General features: G+C 71.3%; 17 protein-coding genes and 1 tRNA gene. 13 read left to right on the top strand and 5 right to left on the bottom strand.

The window, feature by feature from the left end; translation table 11 throughout:
* The first annotated feature begins 70 nt into the window (after positions 1–70).
* From OG230_RS30150 to OG230_RS30125, 6 genes are all read left to right on the top strand, one after another.
* Positions 71–1,663: a TIGR02677 family protein gene (locus OG230_RS30150; protein WP_328911584.1), complete on the top strand. Its 1,593-nt coding sequence runs from the start codon at positions 71–73 to the stop codon at positions 1,661–1,663.
* Positions 1,660–2,922, top strand: a complete 1,263-nt coding sequence (locus OG230_RS30145) for a TIGR02678 family protein (RefSeq protein ID WP_328906892.1) — start codon at positions 1,660–1,662, stop codon at positions 2,920–2,922. Before OG230_RS30150 ends, OG230_RS30145 begins: the two co-directional genes overlap by 4 nt.
* Entirely contained in the window at positions 2,919–7,013 is a 4,095-nt protein-coding gene (locus OG230_RS30140; protein WP_328906891.1) for a TIGR02680 family protein, read from the top strand. Before OG230_RS30145 ends, OG230_RS30140 begins: the two co-directional genes overlap by 4 nt.
* Positions 7,010–8,272 (top strand): TIGR02679 family protein, encoded by a 1,263-nt coding sequence (locus OG230_RS30135; RefSeq protein WP_328906890.1) that lies wholly within the window; start codon positions 7,010–7,012, stop codon positions 8,270–8,272. Before OG230_RS30140 ends, OG230_RS30135 begins: the two co-directional genes overlap by 4 nt.
* A 51-nt stretch (positions 8,273–8,323) precedes the next feature.
* Positions 8,324–9,304 carry a sphingomyelin phosphodiesterase gene (gene sph / locus OG230_RS30130; protein WP_328906889.1) on the top strand — a complete coding sequence of 327 codons (981 nt, stop codon included), beginning with the start codon at positions 8,324–8,326 and terminating at the stop codon, positions 9,302–9,304.
* 68 nt (positions 9,305–9,372) lie between these two features.
* Positions 9,373–10,200, top strand: a complete 828-nt coding sequence (locus OG230_RS30125) for an N-formylglutamate amidohydrolase (RefSeq protein ID WP_328906888.1) — start codon at positions 9,373–9,375, stop codon at positions 10,198–10,200.
* On the opposite strand, the gene OG230_RS30120 is transcribed toward OG230_RS30125, so the two are convergent.
* Positions 10,190–11,644 (bottom strand): MFS transporter, encoded by a 1,455-nt coding sequence (locus tag OG230_RS30120; RefSeq protein ID WP_328906887.1) that lies wholly within the window; start codon positions 11,642–11,644, stop codon positions 10,190–10,192. The genes OG230_RS30125 and OG230_RS30120 overlap by 11 nt on opposite strands.
* Before the next feature lie 150 nt (positions 11,645–11,794).
* Between OG230_RS30120 and OG230_RS30115 the strand changes: the two genes are divergently transcribed.
* Both OG230_RS30115 and OG230_RS30110 read left to right on the top strand, forming a co-directional pair.
* Positions 11,795–12,259: a MarR family winged helix-turn-helix transcriptional regulator gene (locus tag OG230_RS30115; protein WP_443051414.1), complete on the top strand. Its 465-nt coding sequence runs from the start codon at positions 11,795–11,797 to the stop codon at positions 12,257–12,259.
* A 227-nt stretch (positions 12,260–12,486) separates the two neighbouring features.
* Positions 12,487–14,154: a hypothetical protein gene (locus tag OG230_RS30110; protein WP_328906885.1), complete on the top strand. Its 1,668-nt coding sequence runs from the start codon at positions 12,487–12,489 to the stop codon at positions 14,152–14,154.
* Positions 14,155–14,282: 128 nt separating this feature from the next.
* Here the strand turns inward: OG230_RS30110 and OG230_RS30105 are convergent.
* Positions 14,283–14,370, bottom strand: a tRNA-Leu gene (locus tag OG230_RS30105).
* 201 nt (positions 14,371–14,571) lie between these two features.
* Between OG230_RS30105 and OG230_RS30100 the strand changes: the two genes are divergently transcribed.
* Positions 14,572–15,876: a DUF2254 domain-containing protein gene (locus OG230_RS30100; protein ID WP_328906884.1), complete on the top strand. Its 1,305-nt coding sequence runs from the start codon at positions 14,572–14,574 to the stop codon at positions 15,874–15,876.
* 30 nt (positions 15,877–15,906) lie between these two features.
* Here OG230_RS30100 and OG230_RS30095 read toward each other — a convergent pair whose 3' ends face one another.
* From OG230_RS30095 to sucC, 3 genes are all read right to left on the bottom strand, one after another.
* Positions 15,907–17,514 (bottom strand): aldehyde dehydrogenase family protein, encoded by a 1,608-nt coding sequence (locus tag OG230_RS30095; RefSeq protein ID WP_328906883.1) that lies wholly within the window; start codon positions 17,512–17,514, stop codon positions 15,907–15,909.
* Between the two features lie 349 nt (positions 17,515–17,863).
* A complete protein-coding gene (gene sucD, locus OG230_RS30090) occupies positions 17,864–18,745 on the bottom strand; it encodes a succinate--CoA ligase subunit alpha (protein ID WP_328906882.1) in 882 nt (293 codons plus the stop codon).
* Position 18,746: 1 nt separating this feature from the next.
* Positions 18,747–19,883: an ADP-forming succinate--CoA ligase subunit beta gene (sucC, locus tag OG230_RS30085; protein ID WP_328906881.1), complete on the bottom strand. Its 1,137-nt coding sequence runs from the start codon at positions 19,881–19,883 to the stop codon at positions 18,747–18,749.
* A gap of 166 nt (positions 19,884–20,049) precedes the next feature.
* Here sucC and OG230_RS30080 point away from each other — a divergent pair, with 166 nt between their 5' ends.
* The 4 genes from OG230_RS30080 to OG230_RS30065 all read left to right on the top strand — a co-directional run bounded on the left by OG230_RS30080 (position 20,050) and on the right by OG230_RS30065 (position 26,664).
* Positions 20,050–21,741 (top strand): thiamine pyrophosphate-binding protein, encoded by a 1,692-nt coding sequence (locus OG230_RS30080; protein ID WP_328906880.1) that lies wholly within the window; start codon positions 20,050–20,052, stop codon positions 21,739–21,741.
* A 16-nt stretch (positions 21,742–21,757) separates the two neighbouring features.
* Positions 21,758–22,996 carry a formyl-CoA transferase gene (frc, locus tag OG230_RS30075; RefSeq protein WP_328906879.1) on the top strand — a complete coding sequence of 413 codons (1,239 nt, stop codon included), beginning with the start codon at positions 21,758–21,760 and terminating at the stop codon, positions 22,994–22,996.
* Between the two features lie 2 nt (positions 22,997–22,998).
* Positions 22,999–25,155: an acetate--CoA ligase family protein gene (locus tag OG230_RS30070; RefSeq protein WP_328906878.1), complete on the top strand. Its 2,157-nt coding sequence runs from the start codon at positions 22,999–23,001 to the stop codon at positions 25,153–25,155.
* A gap of 123 nt (positions 25,156–25,278) precedes the next feature.
* Complete coding sequence (locus OG230_RS30065) at positions 25,279–26,664, top strand: OFA family MFS transporter (RefSeq protein WP_328906877.1); 1,386 nt, start codon at positions 25,279–25,281, stop codon at positions 26,662–26,664.
* Positions 26,665–26,713: the final 49 nt, after the last annotated feature.

Here is a 26,713-nt window from a genome sequence, read left to right as displayed (position 1 = left end):
CTTGGCACGGCACAGAGGAGTGAGGGGCAAGGAGCGACCAGTGGCAGTGACACACCGGGTCCCGGCCGAGATGTTCCGGTTCACGATGGGCGACCGGGCGCCGCTCTACTCGGCGATCCTTCAGACCTTCGGCGACGCCAACGAGCGGCTGGTGACCGCCCTGGGGCTGGACGAGGTGCGGGAGCAGCTGCGGGGCGTCGGGTGGTTCGGCGCGCTGACGGACGAGGACCTCACGGGGGCTCTGAAGCAGCTCAGGGAATGGGAGTTGCTGGATGTCATCCAGAACCACGCGGAGAACTACCGCACGGCGGAGGAGTACGAGCGGCGGAACCTCCAGTACTCGCTGACGCGGCGTGGTGAGGCCGCCTTCGCGGGAGTGCAGCACGCCCTCTCCGTCCTGGTGTCGACCGGAGCGCTTCAGACCGCCGTGCTCGACGCGATCGCCGACCGGCTGGCGGAGCTGGACCGGCTGTCGCAGGACGTGACGTCGGGCGACCGGCGGATATTCGCCACGCTGCAGGAGCTCGAAGGGCATCTGGACGCCCTGCGGGGGAACACCAAACAGTTCAACGGCGAGCTCCAGCGCCTCCTGCGGACCGACGGCGCCGAGCTGTCCACCTTCCACGAGGTCAAGGGGGCCACGGTCGCCTATCTCCAGGAGTTCCTCACCAATCTCGACCAGCGGGCCCACGCGGTCGCGGCGGCCGTCGCCCGGGTCGAGGAGCACGGCACGGGGACGCTGTGGGAGCGGGCACTGCGCGGCGCCGAGCTCCCGCCGACCGGTGGGGACGATCCGGCGCCCGCCTGGCTGGCCCGCCGGCAGGCCCGGTGGGACGGATTGCGGGCCTGGTTCCTGCCCGCCGACGGCTCGCCCCCGCGCGTGGAGCACCTGCACCACGTGGCGCGCCGCGCCATCGTCACCCTGCTCCAGGTCCTGGACCGGATCACCGAGTCGCGGCGCCGGTCGACCGGCGCGGTGCAGGATTTCCGGGAGTTGGCCCGGTGGTTCGCCGCCGCCCCCGGAGAGGACGATCTGCACCGCCTCTGGGCGACCGCCTTCGGTCTCGGACCGTCGCGCCACGCCCATCTCGCCCACGCGGACCCGGAGCTCGTCTCCGCCACCGAGAGCTGGCACGACGCCCCGCCCGTGGAGGTCTCGGCCCTGCTACGCACCAGTGGACGGACGGAGCGGTTCACCCGCACCGGGCGCGTGCGGGACGTGGCGGCGCTGAAGGCGGAGCGGGCGGAGCGGGCGCGCGCCGAGCGGGCCGAGCTGGATGCCGCCTGGAGCCTGCTGCGGACCGAGTCCCCGGTGCGGCTGTCCCGCTTCGGTGCGCTGGACCACGAGGTGTTCGAGCGGCTCCTCGATCTGCTGGGCCGGGCCCTTGCGGTGCGTCCGGACACGACGGGGGCGCGGCGCGCCGTGACCGGGGACGGGCGGGTCGAGGTGGTGCTGCGGTCCCCCGCCGACCCGCAGGGTGTACCGGCCGTCCTGCGGACCGCGCGGGGCACGCTGACCTGCCCCGACTACGTCATCGAGGTGCACACCGCGGGCGTCGCGGGGGCGGGAGCGGTGACGGACCGGGCGGCGGCCGGCACTTCGGCAGCGGGTACGGGGGCGGCTGCGGCTGCGGTCAGGGATCGGGAGGTGGCGGCCGGATGAGTAACTTCGCCAATCAACTGGTGGTGGCCGAGCGGGAGGAGATGTCCCGCTGCATTCGTACGCTGCTGGTCAGACCGCTGCTCACCGAGCGGTCCGATCCGGTGGTGTTCGACCTGGTGCGCCGCCGCCGTGACCCGCTGGCGCACTGGTTCGACTACCACTGCGGCTGGACGCTGGCCGTCGAGCCCCGCCTCGGGTACGCCCGTCTGCTGAAGGTCACCGCGGACGCCGACGCGACCCGTCCGGCCCGCAGGACCAGGGCGGGCCGGGCGCCGTTCGACCGTCGGCGCTACGTCCTGCTGTGCGTCACCGCGGCCGAGCTCCTCTCCGTGCCGGTCACCACGATCGGGCTCCTGGCCGACCGGGTCGTCCAGGCGGCAGCCGCGGACGAGGCGCTGCCCGCGTTCGACACGGCGCAGCGTGCGGAGCGGGTCGCGTTCGTCGACGTCCTGCGGCTGCTGGAGTCGTACGGGGCGTTGCAGACCGTGGACGGGACGACGGACAGCTTCGCCGAGTCGGCCGAGGCGAAGGTTCTCTACCGGGTGGACTCCAGTGTGCTGATGCGGCTGCTCGCGGCGCCCTGCGGGCCGTCCCGGCTCGCCGTGCCGGCCGCGGGGGTACCGGCAGGCTTCGAGGCGCTGCTGGCCGGGCTCGTGCAGGAGCGGCGGTACGGACTGCCCGAGACCGGGGACACCGAGGACGGCGCGGGGCCGGAGACACGGTTCTCCCCGGTGCAACGCAATCTGTGGCTGCGGCACTCGGTGCTGCGGCGGCTGTTCGACCAGCCGGTGCTGCACCGCGACGAGCTGACCGACGCCGAGCTCGGCTATCTGACCTCCCCCACCGGCCGTCAGATCCTGCGGCGCGCCGCGGAACAGGCGGGGTTCGTGCTGGAGGAGCGGGCCGAAGGGTTCCTGCTGGTCGATCCGGACGCCATCGCCACGGACAGCCGGTTCCCCGACGACGCGCACCACGCCAAGGTCGCCGCGCTCCTGCTCCTCGACGTGCTGAACGGCGCGCCCGCCGGGTGCGCACCCGAACAGCTGGCCGTCGAGGCCGGACGGATCCTGGACCGCTTCCCGCGCTGGGGCAAGGCGTACCGGACCGAGGGCGGTGCGGCGGTCCTCGCCGAGGACGCCGTGCAGGTCCTTGCCGATTTCCGTCTCGTACGCCGCGAGGGCGGCCGGGTCGTGCCCAGACCCGCCGCCGCCCGCTACCGCGTCACCGGCGCCACTCTCAAGGAAGAACACCCCGCATGACGGTCACCGCACTCCCCCTTCGCGCCTCCGGCTCCCCCTCCGGGCCGGGCCCCCGTGAGCGCTGGCAGCCGACCCGGGCCGGCGTGCTCAACGTCTGGCGCTACTACGACGAGGTGTTCACCTTCCACCGGGGGCGTCTGCTGCTGCGCGGGCCGAACGGCACCGGCAAGTCGAAGGCGCTGGAGGTCCTGCTGCCGTTCCTCTTCGACGCGAGTCTGCGCCCGCACCGGCTGTCCACCTTCGGCGGCTCGGAACGCACCATGCACTGGAACCTCATGGGCGAGGGCGCCACCGGGCTCACCCGGGTGGGATATGTGTGGCTGGAGTTCCGCACGGAGCGGGGCGAGGACGGCGAGGACGGCTTCCTCACCATCGGTGCGCGGCTGCAGGCCGGGGAACGGACCACGACCGTCTCCACGGACTTCTTCACCAGTCGTCGGCGGGTGGGTGTCCCCGGCGGCATCTCTCTGGTCAACGAGGCGGGTCAGCCCCTCACGAGGGCGGCGCTCGCCGCGGAGCTGTCCGGGCACGGAGAGGTGCACGCCTCGGCGTCCGACTACCGCGACACCGTGCGCCGCACCCTGTTCCCGGGCCTCAGCGAGCAGCGCTACGACGCGCTCATCACGGCACTGCTCCAGCTGCGCACACCGAAGCTGTCCCAGCGCCTCGACCCCTCGCTCCTCTCGGAGCTGCTGTCGCGCGCCCTGCCCCCGCTGGACCAGGGTGAGATCTCCGAACTGGCCGACGGATTCGAGAGACTGGACCGCCGCCGCGAGCATCTGGCCCGGCTGGAGGACGAGGTGCAGGCCGCGCAGGCCCTCGGCGCCCGCCAGCGCGCGTACGCCCAGCGGGTGCTGCGTGCCGGGGCAGCCGCCCTGATCTCGGCGACCACCGACATGGACAACCGGACGCGCACGGCCACGGAGAGCGAGGAGGCTCTCCGCCTCGCCGTGGCGGAGCAGGCACGGGCCGAGGAGCAGCAGAGCGAGACGGAGGCGCTGGGCGCCGAACTGGCCGCGCGGATCGAGGCGTTGACGGAGTCCGACGCCTACCGTGCGGGACGGGAGCTGGACCGGCTGCGTCAGCGGGCGGCCGAGGCGCACCGGGACGCGGAGGAGCGCCATCTGGCGGCGGGCGCGGCCCGGACGACGGCGGAGCAGGACGAGGCCCGTCGCACTCAGGCCCTGGACGCGGCGGACGCGCAGGCGGAGCGGGTCCGCGTCGCCGAGAGCGACTCCTGGCAGGTCGCCCGGCGGGCCGGTATGTCCGCCGCCTGTACGGAGGTGAGCGGCGCGCTCGAAGCGGGCAACGCCGACCGGGCCCGACAGATCCTGCACGGTGCGGTCCGTGGACGCCGGAGCCAGGTGGAGGACGTACGCGAATCGCTCGACGCCCTCCGTGCCGCCCTCGCCGAACGCGCCTCCGCCGAAGAGCGCGTGGAGGATTCCCGGGCAGGTCTCGCCGCGGCCTCCGACCGGCGTACGGAGGCGGCGGACCGGTACCGGCAGGCGGTGGAGACGCAGGCGGAGCGGTTGCGGGGCTGGGCCCGGCAGTGCGGGGAGCTCTCCTTCGACGCGAGCGCCCTGGAGGAACTGGCCGGCCGCGCCACCAGCGAACCCGAGGTGCTGGCGCTGGTGGACGCGGCGGCCCGCTCGGTCGACCACGTCCTGACGACGGCCGAGGCCACGGTCGGCGCCCGCATCGCCACGGCACGGGCGGAGCGCGAGGCTCTGGTGGCAGAGGCCGGACGGCTGGAGGGGACCGCGGAACTCCCGCCCCCGACTCCGGCGTTCCGTACCGCCGACCGTTCCCGGCTGTCCGGGGCGCCCCTGTGGAGGCTGGTGGCCTTCCACGACGAGGTGCCCGCGGCCACGCGCAACGCGGTCGAAGCCGCGCTGGAGGCCAGTGGCCTGCTCGACGCGTGGGTCGCGCCGTACGGGGGCGCGTTCGCGCTGGGCCACGACACGTTCGCCGAGGCGGAGTGGGCCGAGCCCGCCCCGGCCCGCCATCTCGGCGAGGTGCTGCACCCGGAGCCGGGGGCGCCCGTATCGGCGGAGCGCATCGGCCAGTTGCTGGCCGGCATCGCCTACGGCGACACCCTGCCCCCGGAGCACGGCGCCGCGGTCGGTGCGGACGGCACCTGGCGGCTGGCCAGCGCCACGGGGAGCTGGGCCAAGTCCGACGTCGCCTACATCGGGGCCTCCGCACGGGCCAGGTCCAGGGAGCGCCGCGTCGCGGAACTGGCCGAGGCCATCGGCGCACTGGATCACACGCTGACCGGCCGTGAAGCCGAACTGGCGGCGGTCACCGCCCGCCGGGAGACGCTGGAGTTCGACCGGTCCTGCCGCCCCGACCACCGGGCCGTCGCCACGGCCGAGCGCGAGCTCGACCGGGCCCGGTCCGACACGGACGCCCGGGACGATGCCGTACGGCAAGCCGTAGCGCGGCTCACCCGGTGCGAAGCCGCCGCCCGGACCGCGCAGGACGGACTCGACCACGCGGCCTCCGAACACGGGCTGCCGGCCGACGCCCAGGCGCTGCGCGCGGTCGCGGAGACGGTCCAGGGCCTCCAGGACACCGGGAGTCAGTGGCTGCTCGCCCATGTGCTGCTGGCCTCGGAGCGGCGTACGGCGGCGGAGCTGGCGTCCCGGTCCGAGCGGTCCGACAGGGCAGCGCAGGAGCACGAGGCGGAGGCGGGCCGCGCGGCATCGACGGCGCGGGCGCTGGCCGCCCAGCTGGAGGAGATCGAGCACACCATCGGCGCGGAGTACGAGGAGACGCTCGCCCGTATCGAGGAGATGCGGACGGCGCACCGGCGCGCCCTGACGGAACTGCGCGAGTGCACCGGCCGGCTGCGGACGCTCGAAGGCCGCATAGGCGCACTGAACAGTGAGCGGGCCGTGGCGGCTTCGCGCCGGGACGCCGCGCTGAGCGCACGGGACGGCGCCGCGGACCGGTTCCGGTATCTGCTGCGGCTGGGCTTCCCCGCCGACGCGGGAGCCGGGGCCGAGGTGCGGACGAGGGAAGGGACCAAGGCCACGCTGGAGACCGCCCGGACCCTGGGGACCCTGTGGCCGTCCGTGCCGTACGAGCCGAAGAACCTCGCGGACGCGCTCGGCCGGCTCAGCGAGACCGTCCACGCGAGCCGTCAGGCGCTCGGTGAGCGGGCCGACCTCGCTCTGGAGACCCATGACGACGTGCAGGTCCTCTCCGCTGCCATGGACGGCGTACGCATGGGCGCGGCGGGCCTGCTCGCCGCGCTGACGGCGGAGCGCGACCGCAGCCGGGACGAGATCACCACCGATGAGCGCGAGCTGTTCGACCGCACCCTCACGGGCAACACCCGGCGCCATCTCGCGGCACGCATCCGGCAGGCCAACGAACTGGTCGACGCGATGAACGCCCGTCTGGAGCGGGTGCGTACGGCGTCCCGGGTCGCCGTACGTCTGGTGTGGCAGGTCGATCCGGGGCTGCCCCCCGGCACCCGGGCCGCCCGCGACATGCTGCTGAAGGACCCGGTACGGATGTCGGACGGGGACCGGGAGGCACTGCACCGGTTCTTCCGAGAGCGCATCGAGGAGGCCAAGGCGTCCGACACCGCGAAGAACTGGGAGGAGCAGCTGACGCGGGTGCTGGACTACACGGCGTGGCACCAGTTCGTCGTGAAGCTGGACCGGGCCAACGGGCAGGGCTGGCAGTTGCTCACGAAGAAGCTGCACGGCGCGCTGTCGGGCGGGGAGAAGGCCATCGCGCTGCATCTGCCGCTGTTCGCGGCGGTGGCCGCGCACTATCAGGCGGTGCCGAGGGCGCCCCGGCTGATCCTGCTGGACGAGGTCTTCGTCGGTGTCGACTCCACCAACCGGGGACAGGTCTTCGAGCTGCTGTGTTCGCTGGACCTCGACCTCATGCTCACCTCGGACCACGAGTGGTGCACGTACCGGGAGCTCGACGGCATCGCCGTGCACCAGCTGATCACCGGGGGCGGGGGCCCCGACGACGACGCGGTGACGACGGCGCGCTTCGTGTGGAACGGCGCGGACCTGGTGGCGGAAGAGGCATCCGTGCCGGCGCCCCGTGAGGAGCAGGGGTGACGCATCCGCTGGACCGCCCCGAACTGGCCCCTGTGTGGCAGGCGTTCCATGCCCGGCTCTCCACCGGCCGGCCGGTCACCCGGGTACGGACAGGGCCGCTGGACGAGGCCGCCCGGAGCGCGCTCGCGGACCTCCTCGGCCTCGACCGGCTTCCCGGCCCGCATCTCACCGTCGCCCTGGCGCGCCTGGACGAGGCGCTCCTCGACAGCTGTGGCCAGGACACCCGCTCCGTGGTGACCGGGATCGTCGGCCCGCTCGGCGACCGGGCTGCCGACCGGGCCGCGGAGGCCGCCGACCGGGCCGCCCTGTGGGAGTGGTTCGCCACGCACCCGGTGGTCCGGGCGCAGCCCGCGCTCGACGCGTGGGTGTCCCCGGTCCGGCGGGCCGGGGTGATCGGCGGTTCCGTGCAGGCCACCCGGCGCACGCTCGGCGACGCCCTGCGTGTCCTGGCCGACATACCGGCCCGCGGGGAGCCGTTGCCGGTGTTCGCCACCCGGGTGCTCGACGACTCCCACGCGCTCGACGACGGCACCCGCCTCTCCTCGCTCGTCCTGCGCGCCCTGTCGGCCCTCCACGGCGTGCCCGCGCCCGAGACGGCATCGGACCGGCGTGCCCTGTGGTCGCGCGCCGGAATCGCCGACGACGCGCTCTCCACGACGGTGCTCACCGCCGGCCTGCGCCCCGTCGGCCGGGGCCCGGTGGCCCAGGCGCTGGCCGTGCTCTCCTCCGCCGGGCATGCCACCCACCTCACGCTGGCCCAGCTGCGTGCCCCCGGTGACCTCCAATTCCCCCGCACCACCGTGCACATCACGGAGAACCCCAGCATCCCGGCTCTCGCCCTCCAGCGTTTCGGGCCGTCCTGCCCGCCGCTGGTCTGCACCTCGGGGTGGCCGAACAGTGCGGTGATTCTCCTGCTCGATCGTCTCGCCGAGGCCGGGGCACCCTTGCGGTACCACGGCGACTTCGACGGCGAAGGGCTGCGCATCGCGGCGCACGTCCTGGCCAGGAGCGCCGCCACCCCGTGGCTCATGTCCACCGCCGACTTCCTCGCGGCGCACACCCGCTCGCCCTCGGGCCCCGCCGCCGGGCGGATCACCGAGGCCCCCTGGGACGCCGGCCTCGCCCCGGCCCTCTCGGCCGCGGGGACGGCCGTTCTCGAAGAGCACGTGGCCGAGGAGCTGCTGGCCGACCTCACCAGGTTGTGCGCCGATGATCAAACTGGGTCCACCCAAGGTCTACCGGCAAGTAACTCCCGCTGATTTGATGTGTGTCGCCGGTCCACCCCCCATCAGCAGAACCTGGAGACCCTCGTGCCGCACTCCTCGCTCCGCCGCCTCTCGGGCGCGACGCTGTCCGCCGCGCTCGCCGCGGTCACGCTCGCCGTCGGCGCTCCGCCCGCCTCGGCCGCCGAGACCCCGTCGCTGCGTGTGCTCTCGTACAACACGTTCCTCTTCAGCACGAGCCTCTATCCGAACTGGGGTCAGAGTCACCGGGCCACGGAGATACCGAAGACGTCCTTCTTCCGCGGCAATGACGTCGTCGTCGTCCAGGAGGCGTTCGACAACACGACCTCCGACGCGCTGTTCCGCAACGCGTCCGCCGAGTACCCGTACCGCACCCCCGTGGTGGGCCGGAGCACGAGCGGCTGGGACGCGACGGGCGGTGCCTATTCCGCGACGACTCCGGAGGACGGCGGCGTCGCCGTGCTGAGCAAGTGGCCGGTCGTCCGCAAGGAGCAGCACATCTTCAAGGACGCCTGCGGCGCCGACTGGTGGTCCAACAAGGGCTTCGCCTACGTCGTGCTGAACGTCAACGGCACCCGCGTCCACGTCGTGGGAACCCACGCGCAGTCGACCGACCCCGGCTGCGCGGCCGGTGAGGCGGCGCAGAAGCGCAGTCTCCAGTTCAAGCAGATCGACGCCTTCCTCGACGCGAAGAACATCCCGGCCTCGGAGCAGGTCATCGTGGCGGGCGACCTGAACGTCGACTCGCACTCCGCCGAGTACGCGTCCCTCCTCGCCGACGCCGGTCTCGCCGGGGCGGACGCCCGCACGGGGCACCTCTACTCCTTCGACACCCAGGACAACTCGATCGCCTCCGAGCGCTACCCGGACGACCCGCGCGAGGACCTCGACTTCGTCCTGCACCGCGCCGGGCACGTGAAGCCGACCGGTTGGAAGAACGAGGTGATCAAGGAGCAGAGCGCCCCCTGGACCGTGTCCAGTTGGGGTAAGTCGTACACGTACACGAACCTCTCGGACCACTACCCGGTGGTCGCGTCGGGGCAGTGACCCTGCGCCGGTGGACCATCGGACCGCTGTCCGCCACCGGCCGTGACCCGAACCGAAGGAACCTCTCCATGGGCCCCGTTCTCCAGCCGTTCCATCTCCTGCCGGGAGCGGCGGAGTCGCCCGTGCTCCTCCACGTGCCGCATGGCTCCCGCATCGTCCCCGAAGAGGTGCGGGCCGGGATCGTGCTGGACGACGGGGCCCTGGAGCGGGAGACCGACCACATCACGGACTCCCACACCGCGGAGCTGGCCGCATTGGCGGCGGCAGCCGCCCCGGTGACGCCCTGGAGGTTCGTCAACGGGCTGTCGAGGCTGGTCGTCGACCCCGAACGGTTCCCGGACGAGCGCGAGGAGATGCGGGCCGTCGGCATGGGCGCCGTATACACGCACACCACGCACCGCGAGCGGCTGCGCGCCCGGGACGTCGATCCCCAGCCGCTGATCGACCGCTACTTCCACCCCTACGCGGCTGCGGTGACCGCGGCCGTCGACGAGCGGCTCGCCGCCACCGGGCGTGCCGTGGTCATCGACGTCCACTCCTATCCCACGGTCCCCCTGCCCTACGAACTGCACGGGGCGGGGCCGCGTCCGCCGGTCTGCCTGGGCACCGACGCCTTCCACACACCGCCCGGGCTGGTGGCCGAGGCGGAGAAGGCGTTCGCCGGCTTCGGCGGGACGGGGCTCGACAGCCCCTTCAGCGGTACGTACGTTCCGCTGAAGCACTACGGCAAGGACCCCCGCGTCACCGCGCTGATGATCGAGATCCGGCGCGATGTCTACATGCGGGAGCCAGGGGGCCCGGCCGGTTCCGGCCTGACCACCCTGGCCACCGCGCTGGCCGCACTGGTGGGTGCGGTGTCCCGGAGCGACGGCCGGGCGGTGTCCGCTACGCCTTGACCTCGGACGCCGGGAGCGGCTCGGTCGTGGTCCGGGGCTCGGGCAGGGAAGCCACCGGGCGTACGGGGATGAAGGAGGCGACGACCGCTGCCGCGAGACCGACACCGCAGCCGACCATCAGCGCCGCACGGAAGCCGTCCTCGGACGGCAGAAGGAATCCGCCGAAGTCCGTCGTCATCTGGGCGAGGACCACACCCATCACGGCGGCGGCGACGGAGCTGCCGATCGAGCGCATCAGCGTGTTGAAACTGTTGGCCGACGCGGTCTCCTCCGGCGGAACCGCACCCATGATCAGGGCGGGCATCGCCCCGTACGCCAGGCCGACGCCCGCGCTGCAGACGATGGTCACGACGAGCAGCCCCCAGGTCGAGCCGAGGAGCAGCAGCGCGGACGCGTAGCCGAGGGAGATGACCAGGCTCCCCACGGCCAGGGTGACCTTGGGGCCGCGGGCCGCCGAGAGCTTGGCGCCCAGGGGCGCCAGCACCATCATCATCAGTCCGCCCGGGGCCATCCACAGGCCCATGGCCATCATCGACTGGCCCAGGCCGTAGCCGGTGGCTTCCGGCAGCTGGAGCAGCTGGGGCACGACCAGCGACTGTGCGTACATCGCGAAACCGACGAGGACCGAGGCCGCGTTGGTCATGAGGATCTGGGGGCGTGCGGTCACCCGGAGGTCGACCAGCGGATCGGTGCTGCGCAGCTCCCACCAGGCCCAGGCCAGCAGCACGATGATCGCGGTGGCGAACAGTCCGAGCGTGGTTCCGCTCGTCCAGCCCCAGTCGGAGCCCTTCGACACGGCGAGCAGCAGGGAGACGAGTCCGCCGCCGAGGCCGACCGCGCCCAGGACGTCGAAGCGCGCCGAGCCGGTTCCGAGCCGGCCGTCGGGTACGAACAGCCAGGCGAGAACGGCGACCAGGAGGCTCAGCGCGGCGGCGACCCAGAACAGCACGCGCCAGCTTGCGTGCTCGGCGACGGCCGCGGAGAAGGGCAGACCGAGCGCGCCGCCCACACCCATGGAAGCGCTCATCAGCGCGATGGAGGCGCCGAGTCGCTCGGCGGGCAGGACATCGCGGAGAAGGCTGATGCCGAGAGGGACGACGCCCATACCCAGGCCCTGCAGCCCTCGCCCGACGATCATCGGTACGACGGAGGACGCGAGCGCGCAGACCACCGAGCCCAGGACGAGCGGGACCGTGGAGACGAGGAGCATGCGCCGCTTGCCGTACATGTCACCGAGGCGCCCGGCCACGGGCGTCGCGACGGCGGCCGACAGCAGGGTGGCCGTGATCACCCACGACGCGTTGGACGCACTGGTGTCCAGCAGCTTCGGGAGGTCCCCGATGAGTGGCACCACCAGCGTCTGCATGATCGCGGCGACGATTCCCGCGAGTGCGAGTACCCCGACGACACGCCCGTGGCGGACGTCGGGCTTGGAGCTGACCACTGTGTTTCTCCCTCGGCTGTTCTCGGATCACCGGTCGGATCGAGATGTGCACTATACACACGGCATGCATCGTGCATATTTCGGTTACCGTGCATCATGTGCGCAGGGCTGGCGAGGGCAGCCCGTACGGAGCGAGCCAGGAGCCGAAGGATGCCTCGCGTGAACAAACCAGTTCATCTGATCGAATTCGAGACCATGCTGCTCGGGCGGCACGCGCATCTGTTCAATCCCCGTGCGCGGCAGTCCGGCGGGCGCCTGGACCGCAGCGCCTACGTCCTGCTGAGCCGCATCCAGATCGACGGCCCGATGTCCATCGGCCAGCTCAGCGACGCCTTCGGCCTGGACGCCTCCACGCTGAACCGGCAGACCGCCGCCATGCTGCGCGCGGGGGTCGTCGAGCGGATTCCGGATCCGGACGGCGGGATGGCCCGCAAGTTCAGCATCACCGCGGAGGGACAGCACCGGCTGGACGCCGACCGCACCGAGTACACCCAGGGCCTGACCAAGGTCCTGGAGGACTGGACTCCCGAGGAGGTCGCCGCCTTCGCCGGCTTCCTCACCCGCTTCAACAGCGACATCGAGCGCCTGGACGGGCATCCCTGGCCGCGCCCCTGAGCCCGCGGCGCCCTCCCGGCCCCTCCGCCGGAGGTACGTAACGAGCCATGCGCCGCGCCGCGAAGACACCGCAGAGACCGACGGGAGAGTCCCGGCGCATTGCATCACTCCGTCACGGCCCGGCAGGCGCAGCAGACGGAGGGGACGACATGAGCAACGGGGAAGTACGGAGCAGAGCGGGCGCAGGCCCGTGGAGACGGTTATGGGCGTGGTGCGTACCCCTCGCCGTGGCGGTCTCCGCCTCCGCGCTGATGACGGCGCCCACGGCATCCGCGGCCGGGGCATCGCCGTCGGCCAAGGCGGCACCGGCCGCGCAGGCGGCTCCGTGTCCGGAGCTCCCCTGTCAGGGATCGGACCCCGCGAGCGTCACGGCCTGGCAGACGGGCGGTGCGCCCAAGCTCGTCAAGGAGGCCGTCCTCGCCTCGGGCACCCGGCTCCGCCTGTACACGGGCAAACCCGCCTGGGACACCGTCGGTTCGGTCTACTCCTGGGCCGAGGTGGCCTTCGCGGGCTCCTCGCAGGGACGCGGCTGGCTGCGGACCGAGGAGAACCTCGGTGACGGCATCAACATCCAGACGACGCTCGAACACCCGCGTTCGTACCGCGACACCAGCGGTACGACCGGCATGTTCCTCTACGACACGATCCGGTACGGAGTCGTGTACGCGAACGGCGCCTGCGTCACCGACGGCAAGGAGACGGGCTGCGTCAACGCCCTCGTCTCCACGGTGGTGCCCAACGGGCCGTGCGCGGGCTGGTGTTCCGACGCCGACCCGAGCACGATCGCCGCGTCCGACTGGTCCTACGTCGACCGCTCCGACCTCGACCGCGTGACACTGCCCTCCGGCGCCTCCGTCCAGAAGGTCGACGGGCGGCTGAAGCAGGGCAGCTACCTCGGCTGGGCCGAGGGTCAACTGACGGCTTCCGGCGGCAGGTTCTGGATGGAGGCATGGCAGGGCGCCGGCCGCTGGGGCGAGGTGTACACCGAGTTCACGCCCGCGGGTGCCTCGCGCACCACCTCCGGCTCGACGCGCGCCTACTCCTGGCTCCCCGAGCTGCGCGCCTGCGTCAGGGACAGCAGCGGCACCGCGTGCACCCGCGACCCGGACGTCACGACGACCACCCCGGCCCAGGCCCCGTGCACCCAGCTCCCCTGCGCGGGCGTCGACTCGTCGACCGTCACGGAGTGGATGCCGAACTACGAGCCGCGCCTCGTGGAGGACGCCAACATCTACCAGGGCGGCCGTCTGAAGATCTGGGAAGGCCGTCCGGCCTGGGACCCGCACCACATGTACTACTGGGGCGAGGCCGAACTGCCGACGGGCCGCGAGGGCGTCTTCGCCACCCTGATGACGCACACCACCCCCGGCACCGACGTGCGCGCCCAGCGACCGGTCCCCGTCTCCGGGAGCCGGCTCACCGCGACGGGCAGGACGAAGATGTTCGCCCTGGACCCGCTCTCCGGCAAGGAGATCGCCGGGCTGGTCGTCGACGGCAAGAACTGGTCGTTCGCCACCCAGCAGGGCAACAACATGGACCTGAGCGACAAGGAGGGGCCGATGGGGCCCTGCGCCCCCGGTGAGGTGTGCGAGGGCGTGGCCCCCGCCACGGTCACCCAGTGGGCGTCGGTCGCCACGGACTGGTCGACGGCGAAGTTGCCCGGCGGACAGCAGGTCACCCTGAGCGGCTCCCGTCCGTCCTGGTCGGTCTCCGACTACTACGCGTGGGCCCACACGACGGCCACGGGTACGACGGTGTGGCTGGAGGACAAGGCGCCCGGAGGCACATACACGAAGGTCGCCGCCGAGAAGGTCATGAAGGCGACGAGCGGGCAGTCGGTCCGGGCGTGCATCAGCGACGGCACCGCGACGGCGTGCACCACGCCCCTGCGTTAGAGGGCAGCGGCCGGGAGACTCCACGGACTCCCGGCCGAACCTGACCGCTCCGGCGGTCGGGCCCACGACAGGGCACAAGAAAACTCCCGGAGCGGCTGAGCCGCTCCGGGAGTCTCTTCGTATCTCTGTGGTGTCCGAGGGGGGACTTGAACCCCCACGCCCGATAAAGGGCACTAGCACCTCAAGCTAGCGCGTCTGCCATTCCGCCACCCGGACAAGGTGTCTGTCGTTCGCGGTGTGTTCCCCGCGGCGACAAAGAAAACAATACCAGGGGTTTGGGGTGCCTCTCACCTGCGTTTTCCGTGGTCAGTGCGGTGCGGGGAGCGCCGGGGGCCCGATCGTCTCCGGTGCGGTCCGACGCGCGTACGTTCTGTCGCCTGCCGTGTACGGCGCGTGGTCGCGGCTACCTTCGCGTCCATGAGTGATCGCGGCTACCGACGGCCCCGTCCGCTGTCCCCCGTGCGTGAGCATCTGCGCGACACGTTCTGGTTCGCACCGACCCTGGGACTGCTGAGCACCTTCGTGCTGTGGTGGATCGCCTCGACCCTGGACACGGAGATCGTCGCCCATCTCCAGGACGAGGGGGCGTACGAGGAGGTCAGGGATCTGATCTCGTTCACCGCGGACGCCAAGACGATCGTCACCACGATCAGCTCCGCGATGATGACCTTCATCGGTGTGGTCTTCAGCATCTCGCTGGTGGCCGTGCAGATGGCCAGCGGACAGCTCACGCCCCGGGTCGTACGGATCTTCGTACGGAGCAGGATCAGCAAGCTGACCCTCACGGTGTTCCTGGCGACGTTCACCTTCTCCTTGCTCGTCCTGACCTCGTACGAGAGCGAGACCGATCCCCGCCAGGTCACGTCCGTGCCTCTGCTGCAGAGTCTGCTGACGCTGGGCATGGTCGGTCTGAGCCTGCTGCTGTTCATCGCCTATGTGAGCTCCACGCTGCGGCTCATGCAGGTCGGGCCGGTCGTGGACCACATCACCCGGCACTCGTTCCGCGTGCTCGGGCGGATGCCCGTGGGGCCGCCGGTGGAGGAACCGCTCGCGGCCGAGACCGCGCAGATCATGCACTGGGGCAGGGCGGGCGTTCTCCAGGACGTGAACGTGGCCCGGCTGGTGCGGGCCGCCCGACGGCAGGGGGTCGTGCTGCGGCTGATCCCCCGGATCGGGGACTTCGTGGTGCCGGGCACACCCGTGCTGGCCGTCCACGGTGGTGCCGCGCCGCCCCGGCGGGCGCTGCGGTACACGATCTCCGTCGGGGTCGAGCGCACGCTTCACCAGGATCTGGCGTTCGGGCTGCGCCAACTGTCGGACATCGCGCTGCGTGCCCTGTCGACGGCCGTGAACGATCCGACGACCGCCGTGCAGTGCCTGGACCGGATCGTGCAGTTCCTGGCGGCCGTGGTCGGCAGACCGCTCGGGACCGTGCACCACCGGGACGGCCGGGGGGAGGTCCGGCTCGTCCAGGACGTGCCGGGCTGGACGGACCTGGTGGACCTCGCCTTCGAGGAGATCCGCTGGTGCTCGGTCGGCAGTCCGCAGGTATCGCGGCGGCTGCTGGCCGGGATCGGTGACCTGATGCTGCTGGCCCCCGAGAGCCGCAGGAAGCCGCTGGTCCGGCACCGTGCGCTCCTGGTGCAGGCGGTGGAGCGCACGGTGCCGGAGGCGGCCGAGCGGGAGTTCGCCCTGTACCCGGACCATCAGGGGATCGGCTGACGGGCCGGGCCGGGCCGGTCGGGCCGGGCGTTACGGCATGAGGTGGTGGTCCGGGAAGTTGCCCGGGAGCCTCTCCGTGGCGGGGCCTTCGGTGACGGCCCGGACGAGGAGTTCGCCGCCCACGAAGGCACCGCGCCAGGAGGCGCCGAAGCCGCCGAAGAGCTCGTCGCGGTCGCCTCGGGAACGGGGTGCGCCGTGGCCGGTCTTGAACGCGCGGATCTGCGGGGCCAGGCGTGCGTACGTGGCCGGGTCGTCGGTGGAGAGGGTGGCGACCAGCGCGCCGTTCGAGGCGTTCATGGCCGCCAGGAGTTCCGCCTCGGTGTCGACCAGGACGATCGTGTCGACCGGGCCGAAGGGTTCCGCGTGGTGGAGCGGGGAGGACGGGGGCGGGTTGAGGAGCGTGACCGGGTGGAGGTACGCGCTCGTGTCCTGGCCGGGGAGGAAGCGGGCGTCCGCCTCGCGGCCCCGGTGGAGCGGCACGGCGCCCCTGTCGATGGCTTCGGTGACCTGGTCCGCGAGTTCCTTGGCCTTCGCCGCATTGATGAGCGGACCGAAGTCCAGGGCGGGCAGGGGGTCGGACGGGTGCTCCACCGCGAGGGGGTGGCCCGTGCGGAGGGAGCGTACGGCGGGGAGGTACGCGGCCAGGAAGTCGGCGAACAGGGTGCGCTGGACGACGAAGCGGGGGTAGGCCGTGCAGCGCTGTTTGCCGTAGTCGAAGAGCTTGGGGACTACGGCGGTGAGGGCGGGCCAGTCCGTGAAGTTCCAGATGCCCCAGGTGTTCAGGCCCTCCTGTTCCAGGATGTGGCGTTTGCCGAGGTCGGCCACGGCCGTCGCGATACGGGCGCCGGTGTCCCGGCCGCCGACGAAGGAGACGCAGCCGATCTCGGGCGAGCGGACGAGGGGCGCCGAGAGTTCGCTGCCGCTGCCGCTGAGGAGGGTGAGGGGGACGCCTTCGCGGGCGGCGAGCGCACAGGCCAGGGTGAGGCAGGCGACACCGCCGTCGGTGGGGGTCTTGGCGATCACCGCGTTGCCGGCCAGCGCCTGTACGAGCATGGCGTGCACCAGCACCGACATCGGGTAGTTCCAGCTGGCGATGTTGGAGACCGGGCCGGGGAGCGGGGTGCGGCCGTCGAGCATCCGGTCGATGTGGTCGACGTACCAGCGCACACCGTCGATGGCCCGGTCGACGTCTGCCTGGGCGAGGCGCCAGGGCTTGCCGATCTCCCAGACCAGGAGCAGGGCGAGGAGCTCGCGGTGCTCGGTGAGGGCATCGAGGGTCGCCGATACGCGGGCCCGGCGTTCGGGCAGCGGGACGTGGCGCCAGGCGCGGTGCTGGTCGAGCGAGGCGCGTACCGCGTGCTGGGCGGTGACCGCGTCCAGGCGGGGCGGTCCGGCGATGGGGGTGTTGTCGATGGGGCTGGTGGCGGGGAGGGTGCGGCCGTCGGGGTGCCAGGTGGCCTGCCAGAGGTTACGGACGTGGTCGTCCTGGAACGCCTCGGGGGCGGCGGTGAGGCAGCGCTGCCAGGCGTCGGTCCAGGCTGTGCGGGGTTTGAGGGCGAGGGTGGGGGTGGGGGTGGGGGTGGGGGTGGGGGTGGGGGTTTGGGTGGCATGTGCCGGTGTGGGTGTTGGGCGTGTCATGGGGTCTCCGCTCTCGGTGCACGGTCGGGGCGGGGTGGTGGTGCGGGTGCGGGTGCGGGTGCGTGGGGCGGTGCGGGTGGGGGCGCCTGCGGCGGGCCTGTTCCCCTACCCGCCCCTTCCCGTAACCGGGGCGCCGCCCCGGACCCCGGTCCTCAAACGCCGGACGGGCTGAAAGTGCCCAGCGGCGAGGGGTGGGCGCCTGACCGGCTGAAAGTGCCCAGCGGCGAGGGGTGGGCGCCTGACGGGCCGAAGGTGCCCAGGGGTGCGGGCGGGGTGGGTGCCTGGCGGGTGATAGTGCCCAGGTGCGGTGTGCGAGCTGGGGCAGCTGACAGGTGGCCTGGCGTGGTGGTCAGTTGTTCAGCAGGGCCAGGACCAGCCTTGCCGTTTCCGTCGGGGTCGTGCCGACCTGTACTCCCGCCGCTTCCAGCGCCTTCCTCTTCGCCTCGGCCGTGCCCGACGAGCCGGAGACGATGGCGCCCGCGTGGCCCATCGTCTTGCCCTCGGGCGCCGTGAAGCCGGCGATGTAGCCGATCACCGGCTTCGTGATGTGCGCCGCGATGTGGGCCGCCGCCCGTTCCTCCGCGTCGCCGCCGATCTCCCCGATCAGGACGATCAGTTCGGTGTCCGGGTCGTTCTCGAAGGCCGTGAGGCAGTCGATGTGGGTGGTGCCGATGACCGGGTCGCCGCCGATGCCGACGGCCGAGGAGAAGCCCGTCTCGCGGAGTTCGTGCATCAACTGGTAGGTGAGGGTGCCCGACTTGGAGACGAGGCCGATGCGGCCCGGGCGGGTGGCGATGTCCGCGGGGATGATGCCCGCGTTCGACTGGCCGGGGCTGATCACACCCGGGCAGTTGGGGCCGATGACGCGCGTGCCGCTCCGTCGCGCGTGGGCGTGGAAGGCGACCGCGTCGTGGACCGGGATGCCCTCGGTGATGACGACTGCCAGGCCGATCCCCGCGTCGATCGCCTCGATGACCGCCGCCTTGGCGAAGGGCGGCGGCACGAAGACGACCGTGACGTCCGCTCCGGTGGCGTCGATCCCTTCCCGTACGGAGCCGAAGACCGGGATCGCCCGGTCGTCGAGGTCCACGGTCCGGCCCGCCTTGCGCGGGTTGACGCCGCCGACGATCTGGGTGCCCGCCACGAGCATCCGCCGGGTGTGCTTCATGCCCTCGGCCCCGGTCATGCCCTGGACGAGTACCTTGCTCTCCTTGGTCAGGAAGATTGCCATGTCAGTGCCCTCCCAGGGCGAGTTGGGCTGCTCGGTGGGCCGCGCCGTCCATGGTGCTGGCCTGCTGGACCAGGGGGTGGGCCCGGTCGTCGAGGATGGCCCGGCCGCGGGCGGCGTTGTTGCCGTCGAGGCGGACGACGAGCGGTTTGGTCAGGTGCACGGACTCCAGGGCCTGGACGATGCCGTCCGCCACGGCGTCGCAGGCGGTGATGCCGCCGAAGACGTTGACGAAGACGGAGGTCACGGCGGGGTCGGAGAGGATGACCGTCAGACCGTCGGCCATGACGCGGGCGGAGGCTCCGCCGCCGATGTCGAGGAAGTTGGCCGGACGGGCCCCGCAGCCGGCGACGACGTCGAGGGTGGACATGACGAGTCCGGCCCCGTTGCCGATGATGCCCACCTCTCCGTCGAGCTTGACGTAGTTGAGGCCCTTGGCAGCCGCGGCGGACTCCAGCGGATCCGCGTGCGGGTCATCGGCCTCCGCCCCCCAACGGGACTGCCGGAAGCGGGCGTTGTCGTCGAGCGTCACCTTGCCGTCCAGTGCCAGGATGCGTCCTTCCGTGGTGCGGACCAGCGGGTTGACCTCGACCAGCAGAGCGTCCTCCCGCGTGAGGACCTGCCACAGCGACTGGAGTACGGGGGCGACGTCCGCGGGCAGTGACGCCGCCGCGGCGATCTCCGCCGCCTTCGCCGCCGTGACCCCCTCGGCCGGATCGACGGGGATACGGGCCACCGCTTCGGGCCGGGTGGCCGCGACCTCCTCGATGTCCATGCCGCCCTCCGCCGACGCGATGGCGAGGAAGGTGCCTGCCGCCCGGTCGAGTACGTACCCGACGTAGAACTCCGTCTCGATGTCGACGGGTTGGGCGATCATCACCGAGCGCACGCGGTGGCCCTTGATGTCCATGCCGAGGATCCGGCGTGCGGTGAGTGCCGCCGCCGCCGGATCCGCGGCGAGCTTCACCCCGCCCGCCTTTCCACGGCCACCGGTCTTCACCTGCGCTTTCACGACGACCCGGCCGCCCAGCCGGACGGCCGCCTCCTCGGCGGCCCTGGGCCGGTCGACGACCTCGGCATCGGGTACCGCGATGCCGTAATCCGCGAAGAGTTGCCTTGCCTGGTGCTCGTACAGATCCATAGCCACTCCCGATCGTGCCGATTGTGAAAGTGCCGCACGCCCCCTGGACACCACCCACCGGATGCGGGATAACAAGTTTCATACAGTATTCGTCGACTGTATGCAATGTACCGCGAGAGCGGCACCGCGGCTCCCGCACTCCCCTACGAAGGGACAGGACATCGCCATGCCCGATGACAGCCACGACAGCCAGGAACTCGTCTCCGGTGGGCACTTGGTCGCCAAGGCACTCAAGGCCGAGGGGGTGGAGCGCATCTACACCCTCTGCGGCGGCCACATCATCGACATCTACGACGGCTGTGTCGACGAGGGCATCGAGGTCGTCGACGTACGCCACGAGCAGGTCGCCGCCCACGCCGCCGACGGTTACGCCCGCATCACCGGGAAGCCGGGCTGCGCCGTCGTCACCGCGGGTCCGGGTACGACGGATGCGGTGACCGGGGTCGCCAACGCCTTCCGCGCCGAGTCGCCGATGCTGCTGATCGGTGGTCAGGGAGCCCACACCCAGCACAAGATGGGCTCGCTCCAGGACCTGCCGCACGTCGACATGATGACGCCCATCACCAAATTCGCGGCCACGGTGCCGGACACCGCCCGCGCGGCGGACATGGTGTCGATGGCGTTCCGGGAGTGCTACCACGGCGCCCCGGGGCCCTCGTTCCTGGAGATCCCCCGCGACGTCCTCGATGCCAAGGTGCCGGTGGGCAAGGCGCGCGTACCGGAGGCCGGCCGGTACCGGGCGTCCACGCGCGGGGCGGGCGACCCGGCGGACATCGAGAAGCTGGCCGATCTCCTCGTACACGCAGAGAAGCCGGCCATTCTGCTGGGCAGTCAAGTGTGGACGACGCGGGCGACCGACGCGGCCGTCGAGCTCGTGCGGACCCTGAACCTGCCCGCGTACATGAACGGGGCGGGGCGCGGGACGCTGCCTCCTGGCGACCCGCACCACTTCCAGCTCTCGCGGCGCTACGCCTTCTCCAACGCCGATCTGATCGTGATCGTGGGAACGCCCTTCGACTTCCGGATGGGCTACGGGAAGCGGCTCTCGCCGGCCGCCACCGTCGTGCAGATCGACCTCGACTACCGCACCGTCGGCAAGAACCGCGACATCGACCTCGGCATCGTGGGTGACGCCTCACTGGTCCTGAAGGCGGCTGCGGAGGCGGCGAGCGGGCGGATCAACGGCGGTTCGGTGAAGCGCAAGGCCTGGCTCGACGAACTGCGGGCCGCCGAGCAGACGGCGATCGAGAAGCGCCTGCCGCAGCTGAAGTCGGACGCCTCGCCGATCCACCCGTACCGGCTGGTCAGCGAGATCAACGACTTCCTCACCGAGGACTCGATCTACATCGGGGACGGCGGCGACATCGTCACCTTCTCCGGGCAGGTCGTGCAGCCGCGTACGCCCGGCCACTGGATGGACCCGGGGCCGCTCGGGACGCTGGGTGTCGGCGTGCCGTTCGTGCTGGCGGCCAAGCAGGCCCGGCCCGACAAGGAGGTCGTGGCGCTCTTCGGGGACGGCGCGTTCTCCCTCACCGGGTGGGACTTCGAGACCCTGGTCCGCTACAACCTCCCCTTCGTCGGGATCGTCGGCAACAACTCCTCGATGAACCAGATCCGTTACGGCCAGAAGGCCAAGTACGGCGACGAGCGCGAGCGGGTCGGCAACACCCTCGGCGACGTGCACTACGACAAGTTCGCCCAGATGCTCGGGGGTTACGGCGAAGAGGTCCGCGACCCCGCCGACATCGCCCCGGCGCTGCAGCGGGCCCGCGAGTCCGGACTGCCGTCGCTGATCAACGTCTGGGTCGACCCCGACGCGTACGCCCCCGGAACGATGAACCAGACCATGTACAAGTAGCAGAGGAGCCGTTGGCATGACCAAAGCTCTTGAGGGCGTGCGCGTCCTCGACATGACGCACGTACAGTCCGGCCCCTCCGCCACACAGCTGCTCGCCTGGCTCGGCGCGGACGTGGTGAAGCTGGAGGCGCCGAGCGGGGACATCACCCGCAAGCAGCTGCGCGACCTCCCCGACGTCGACTCCCTCTACTTCACGATGCTCAACTGCAACAAGCGGAGCATCACCCTGAACACGAAGAGCGAGCGCGGGAAGGAGATCCTCACCGAACTCATCCGCCGCAGCGATGTGATGGTGGAGAACTTCGGGCCCGGAGCCGTCGACCGCATGGGCTTCACCTGGGAGCGCATCCAGGAGATCAACCCACGGATCGTCTACGCCTCCATCAAGGGCTTCGGCGAGGGGCCGTACACCAACTTCAAGGCGTACGAGGTCGTCGCGCAGGCCATGGGCGGCTCGATGTCCACCACCGGCTTCGAGGACGGCCCCCCGCTCGCCACCGGCGCGCAGATCGGCGACTCGGGTACCGGCGTCCACGCCGTGGCCGGCATTCTCGCCGCGCTGTTCCAGCGTGAGAACACCGGGCGCGGACAGCGGGTGAACGTCGCGATGCAGCACGCGGTGCTGAACCTGTGCCGGGTCAAGCTCCGCGACCAGCAGCGCCTCGAACGCGGACCGCTCCCCGAGTACCCGAACGCCCAGAACACCGAGGGCGCCGAAGAGGTGCCGCGCAGCGGGAACGCGAGCGGTGGCGGGCAGCCGGGGTGGGCGGTCAAGTGCGCGCCGGGCGGCCCCAACGACTACGTGTACGTCATCGTGCAGCCCGTCGGCTGGCAGCCGCTGTCCGCCCTGATCGGGCGGCCGGAGCTGGCGGACGATCCCGAGTGGGCGACGCCGGAGTCACGGCTGCCCAAGCTCGGCAAGATGTTCCAGCTGATCGAGGAGTGGTCGTCCACGCTCCCCAAGTGGGAGGCGCTGGAGCAGCTCAACGCCCACAACATTCCGTGCGGCCCGATCCTCTCCACCAAGGAGATCGTCGAGGACGAGTCCCTCGTCGCCAACGAGATGGTCGTGCGGGTCGACCATCCGCAGCGCGGCACGTTCACCACGGTCGGCAGTCCGCTGAAGCTCTCCGACTCCCCCGTCGACGTCGTGAGCTCACCGCTGCTCGGCGAGCACAACGCGGAGGTGTACGTGGGCGAACTCGGCCTGAACGACGAGGAACTGCTGCTGCTGAAGACGAACGGAGTCATCTGAGCATGGCCGGATCAGTGGAACCACAGGAGCGGGAACGCGTACGCGCCCTGCTCGAAGCCGTCCGGGCCGAGGGGCGCAGTGCCCTCACCGCCCCGGAGGGGAAGATCGTCGCCGACGCGTACGGGATCGCCGTGCCGGGCGAGGAGCTGGCCCGGGACGTCGACGAGGCGGTGGCGCACGCGGACCGGCTCGGCGGGCCCGTCGTGCTGAAGATCGTCTCCCCCGACATCCTGCACAAGACGGATGCGGGCGGGGTCGTGGTCGGGGTGTCCGGGCCCGCGGAGGTCCGGGCGGCGTTCTGCCGGATCGTCGAGAACGCGAAGGCGTACGCGCCGGATGCGCGGATCGACGGGGTGCAGGTGCAGCAGCTCGTACCTCCGGGGCAGGAGGTCATCATCGGCGCGGTCACCGACCCGACCTTCGGGAAGGTGGTGGCGTTCGGGCTCGGCGGTGTCCTGGTGGAGGTGCTGAAGGACATCACGTTCCGGCTGGCGCCCGTCACGGCGGACGAGGCGCAGTCGATGCTCGACTCGATCGGGGCGGCGGAGATCCTGCGCGGTGTGCGCGGTGCGCCCGCGGTGGACCGCTGGGCCCTCGCGGAACAGATCAGGCGGGTCTCCCACCTGGTCACCGACTTCCCGGAGATCGCCGAGGTCGACCTCAATCCGGTGATCGCGGCGCCGGACGGTGCCGTCGCCGCGGATATCCGCATCCTGCTGTCCACCGAGGAGGTGAAGGTCCGGCGCACGTACAGCCGCGAGGAGATCCTCGTGTCGATGCGCCGGCTGATGGAGCCGCGTTCGGTGGCCGTCATCGGGGCCTCCAACGAGCAGGGCAAGATCGGCAATTCGGTGATGCGCAACCTCGTGGACGGCGGATTCCCGGGCGAGATCCATCCGGTGAACCCCCGGGCCGATGACATCCTGGGCCGCAAGGCGTACAAGAGTGTCACCGACGTTCCCGGTGAGGTGGATGTGGCGGTCTTCGCGATCCCCGCCAAGTTCGTGGCAGCGGCGCTGGAGGAGGTGGGGCGCAAGGGGATCCCCAACGCCGTCCTCATCCCGTCGGGCTTCGCCGAGACCGGCGAACAGGAGCTCCAGGACGAGATCGTGGCGATCGGCGAGCGGTACGGCGTACGCATCCTGGGGCCGAACATCTACGGCTACTACTCCACCTGGCAGGACCTCTGCGCCACGTTCTGCACCCCGTACGACGTCAGGGGCGGGGTGGCGCTGACCTCGCAGTCCGGCGGGATCGGTATGGCGATCCTCGGCTTCGCCCGTTCGACGAAGACCGGTGTGTCGGCGATCGTGGGGCTCGGCAACAAGTCGGACATCGACGAGGACGACCTGCTGACCTGGTTCGGCGAGGACCCCAACACCCAGTGCATCGCGATGCACTTGGAGGATCTCAAGGACGGCCGCGCCTTCGTGGAGGCGGCGCGCGCGACCGTGCCGAAGAAGCCGATCGTGGTCCTGAAGGCCGGGCGCACCAGCGCGGGGGCCAGGGCGGCCGGTTCGCACACGGGCGCGCTCGCGGGTGACGACGCGGTGTACGACGACATCCTGCGGCAGGCGGGGGTGATCAGGGCGCCGGGGCTGAACGACATGCTGGAGTACGCGCGGGCGTTGCCGGTCCTGCCGACGCCGAAGGGCGACAACGTCGTCATCATCACCGGGGCGGGCGGTTCGGGCGTGCTCCTCTCGGACGCGATCGTGGACAACGGTCTGTCGCTGATGGAGATCCCGCCGGACCTGGACGCGGCGTTCAAGGCGTTCATCCCGCCGTTCGGCGCCGCGGGCAATCCGATCGACATCACGGGCGGTGAGCCGCCGTCCACGTACGAGGCGACGATCCGGCTCGGCCTGGAGGACCCCCGTATCCACGCGCTGGTGCTGGGCTACTGGCACACGATCGTCACTCCCCCGATGGTCTTCGCGGAGCTGACGGCCCGGGTGGTGGCGGAGTACCGCGAGCGTGGGATCGAGAAGCCCGTGGTGGCCTCGCTGGCCGGCGACACGGAGGTCGAGGCGGCCTGCGCGTACCTGTACGAGCGGGGCGTCGTCGCCTATCCGTACACGACGGAGCAGCCGGTCGCCGTACTCGGCGCCAAGTACCGGTGGGCACGGGCCGCGGGGCTGCTGGGCGGTGATCGATGACCTGATGACGAGGGCTCGAACCACGGGGTCTGCGGCGTACCGCTCGGCCGCGGACCCCGGCGCGAAGTGAGAACGGGCAGGGGGCGCTGGCCAGACTTCTTCCACGCAAGGGGTTCGATCGACATGGCGACTACAGACATCTCGACGTCCGCCACCTACAGGGAGGTGACGGACGCCAACGGGCGCATGTACCGCATCGGCGAGACCGATATGGACATCATGGGCCGCAAGCGCAAGTGGATGGTCATCCTGCCGTGGGTCGGCATGATGGGCATCAGCTCGGCCGAGTACGCGTTCGCGTCGGCCGAGGACACCCTGCACATCGCACACAGCTGGAGCAGCGGGCACATCTTCTGGATGCTCGGTGTCTGGGTGTTCTTCCAGGCGGCGGTGGCCTTCCCCGCCGGCAAGCTCAGGGAAAGCGGCAGGCTGCCCGCCCGCTGGGCGATGATGTTCGGCGCACTCGGGACCCTGCTCGGATATCTGTCGCTCGCGTTCGCGCCGCATGTGGTCGTCGCGTACGTCGGGTTCGGCATGTTCAGCGGCATGGGCGCCGGCATGGTCTACGCGACCTGCGTGAACATGGTCGGCAAGTGGTATCCGGAGCGCAAGGGAGGCAAGACCGGCTTCGTCAACGGCGGATTCGCCTACGGTTCGGTGCCGTTCGTGTTCCTCTTCACCAGCTACATGGATCTGACGAACTTCCGCTGGGTCCTGGTCGCGGTCGGTCTCTTCCTCGCCGCGACGGTGGCCGTGGCGGGTCACTTCTTCCAGGACCCGCCGAAGAACTGGTGGCCCGCCGAGATCGACCCGCTGAGGCCGCCGGAGGACCCGCGGGCCCGTCGCGCACTGGCGATGAACCCGCCGGCGGTCAAGCAGTACACCCCGGCCGAGGCTTGGCGGACCGGGCGGGTCGCACTGATGTGGTTCTGTCTGCTGTGCACCTCGGGCGTGAACATCTTCGGCATCGCGTTCCAGGTCGACATCGGCAAGGAGGCCGGATTCGCCGGGGGCATCGTCGCGACCGCGATGTCGCTGAAGGCGATCGTGAACGGCACCGGGCGCGGCGTGATCGGCTGGCTCTCCGACCGGTACGGGCGCAAGCGGTGCCTGATCTTCGTCTGCGTCGTCCTGGGCCTCGCGCAGTACGGAATCCTGTGGTCGGCGAACATCGAGAACCTGCCGCTCTTCCTGATCTTCTCGTCGATCTCCGGATTCGGCGGCGGCGCGATCTTCCCGATGTTCGCGGCCATGACGGCCGACTACTTCGGGGAGAACAACAACGCGTCCAACTACGGCCTGGTCTACAGCTCCAAGCTGGTGTCCGGTCTGCTCGGCGCGGGCATGGGCAAGGTCGTCGTGGACAACTGGGGCCACAGCGGGGCGTTCACCCTGGCGGGCTCGATCTCGCTGTTCGCCGGGTTCATCGCACTGTTCCTCACCGCACCGGGCAGACCGAAGAAGGGAGTGACACCCAATCCGATGCCCATCAGCAGGGAGACGGACTGAGGTTCGGCCCCGGGGGCCCAGGCACCCCGGGGCCGGTCACGCCCGGCAG

Origin of the sequence: Streptomyces sp. NBC_00234, from assembly GCF_036195325.1 — a bacterium.
Classification (GTDB): Bacteria; Actinomycetota; Actinomycetes; order Streptomycetales; family Streptomycetaceae; genus Streptomyces.
The sequence above is the reverse complement of the archived record's forward strand: the minus strand, read 5'-3'. Positions and strand labels throughout refer to the sequence as shown.

Bases quoted from the DNA above. Each gene is read 5' to 3' on its own strand.
- OG230_RS30070 (WP_328906878.1), top strand. From the start codon at position 22,999: ATGGCCGGATCAGTGGAACCACAGGAGCGGGAACGCGTACGCGCCCTG.
- OG230_RS30080 (WP_328906880.1), top strand. From the start codon at position 20,050: ATGCCCGATGACAGCCACGACAGCCAGGAACTCGTCTCCGGTGGGCAC.
- OG230_RS30140 (WP_328906891.1), top strand. From the start codon at position 2,919: ATGACGGTCACCGCACTCCCCCTTCGCGCCTCCGGCTCCCCCTCCGGG.
- OG230_RS30095 (WP_328906883.1), bottom strand. From the start codon at position 17,514: ATGACACGCCCAACACCCACACCGGCACATGCCACCCAAACCCCCACC.
- OG230_RS30065 (WP_328906877.1), top strand. From the start codon at position 25,279: ATGGCGACTACAGACATCTCGACGTCCGCCACCTACAGGGAGGTGACG.
- OG230_RS30125 (WP_328906888.1), top strand. From the start codon at position 9,373: ATGGGCCCCGTTCTCCAGCCGTTCCATCTCCTGCCGGGAGCGGCGGAG.
- OG230_RS30115 (WP_443051414.1), top strand. From the start codon at position 11,795: ATGCCTCGCGTGAACAAACCAGTTCATCTGATCGAATTCGAGACCATG.
- OG230_RS30145 (WP_328906892.1), top strand. From the start codon at position 1,660: ATGAGTAACTTCGCCAATCAACTGGTGGTGGCCGAGCGGGAGGAGATG.
- OG230_RS30150 (WP_328911584.1), top strand. From the start codon at position 71: ATGTTCCGGTTCACGATGGGCGACCGGGCGCCGCTCTACTCGGCGATC.
- frc (WP_328906879.1), top strand. From the start codon at position 21,758: ATGACCAAAGCTCTTGAGGGCGTGCGCGTCCTCGACATGACGCACGTA.
- sucC (WP_328906881.1), bottom strand. From the start codon at position 19,883: ATGGATCTGTACGAGCACCAGGCAAGGCAACTCTTCGCGGATTACGGC.
- sucD (WP_328906882.1), bottom strand. From the start codon at position 18,745: ATGGCAATCTTCCTGACCAAGGAGAGCAAGGTACTCGTCCAGGGCATG.
- OG230_RS30100 (WP_328906884.1), top strand. From the start codon at position 14,572: ATGAGTGATCGCGGCTACCGACGGCCCCGTCCGCTGTCCCCCGTGCGT.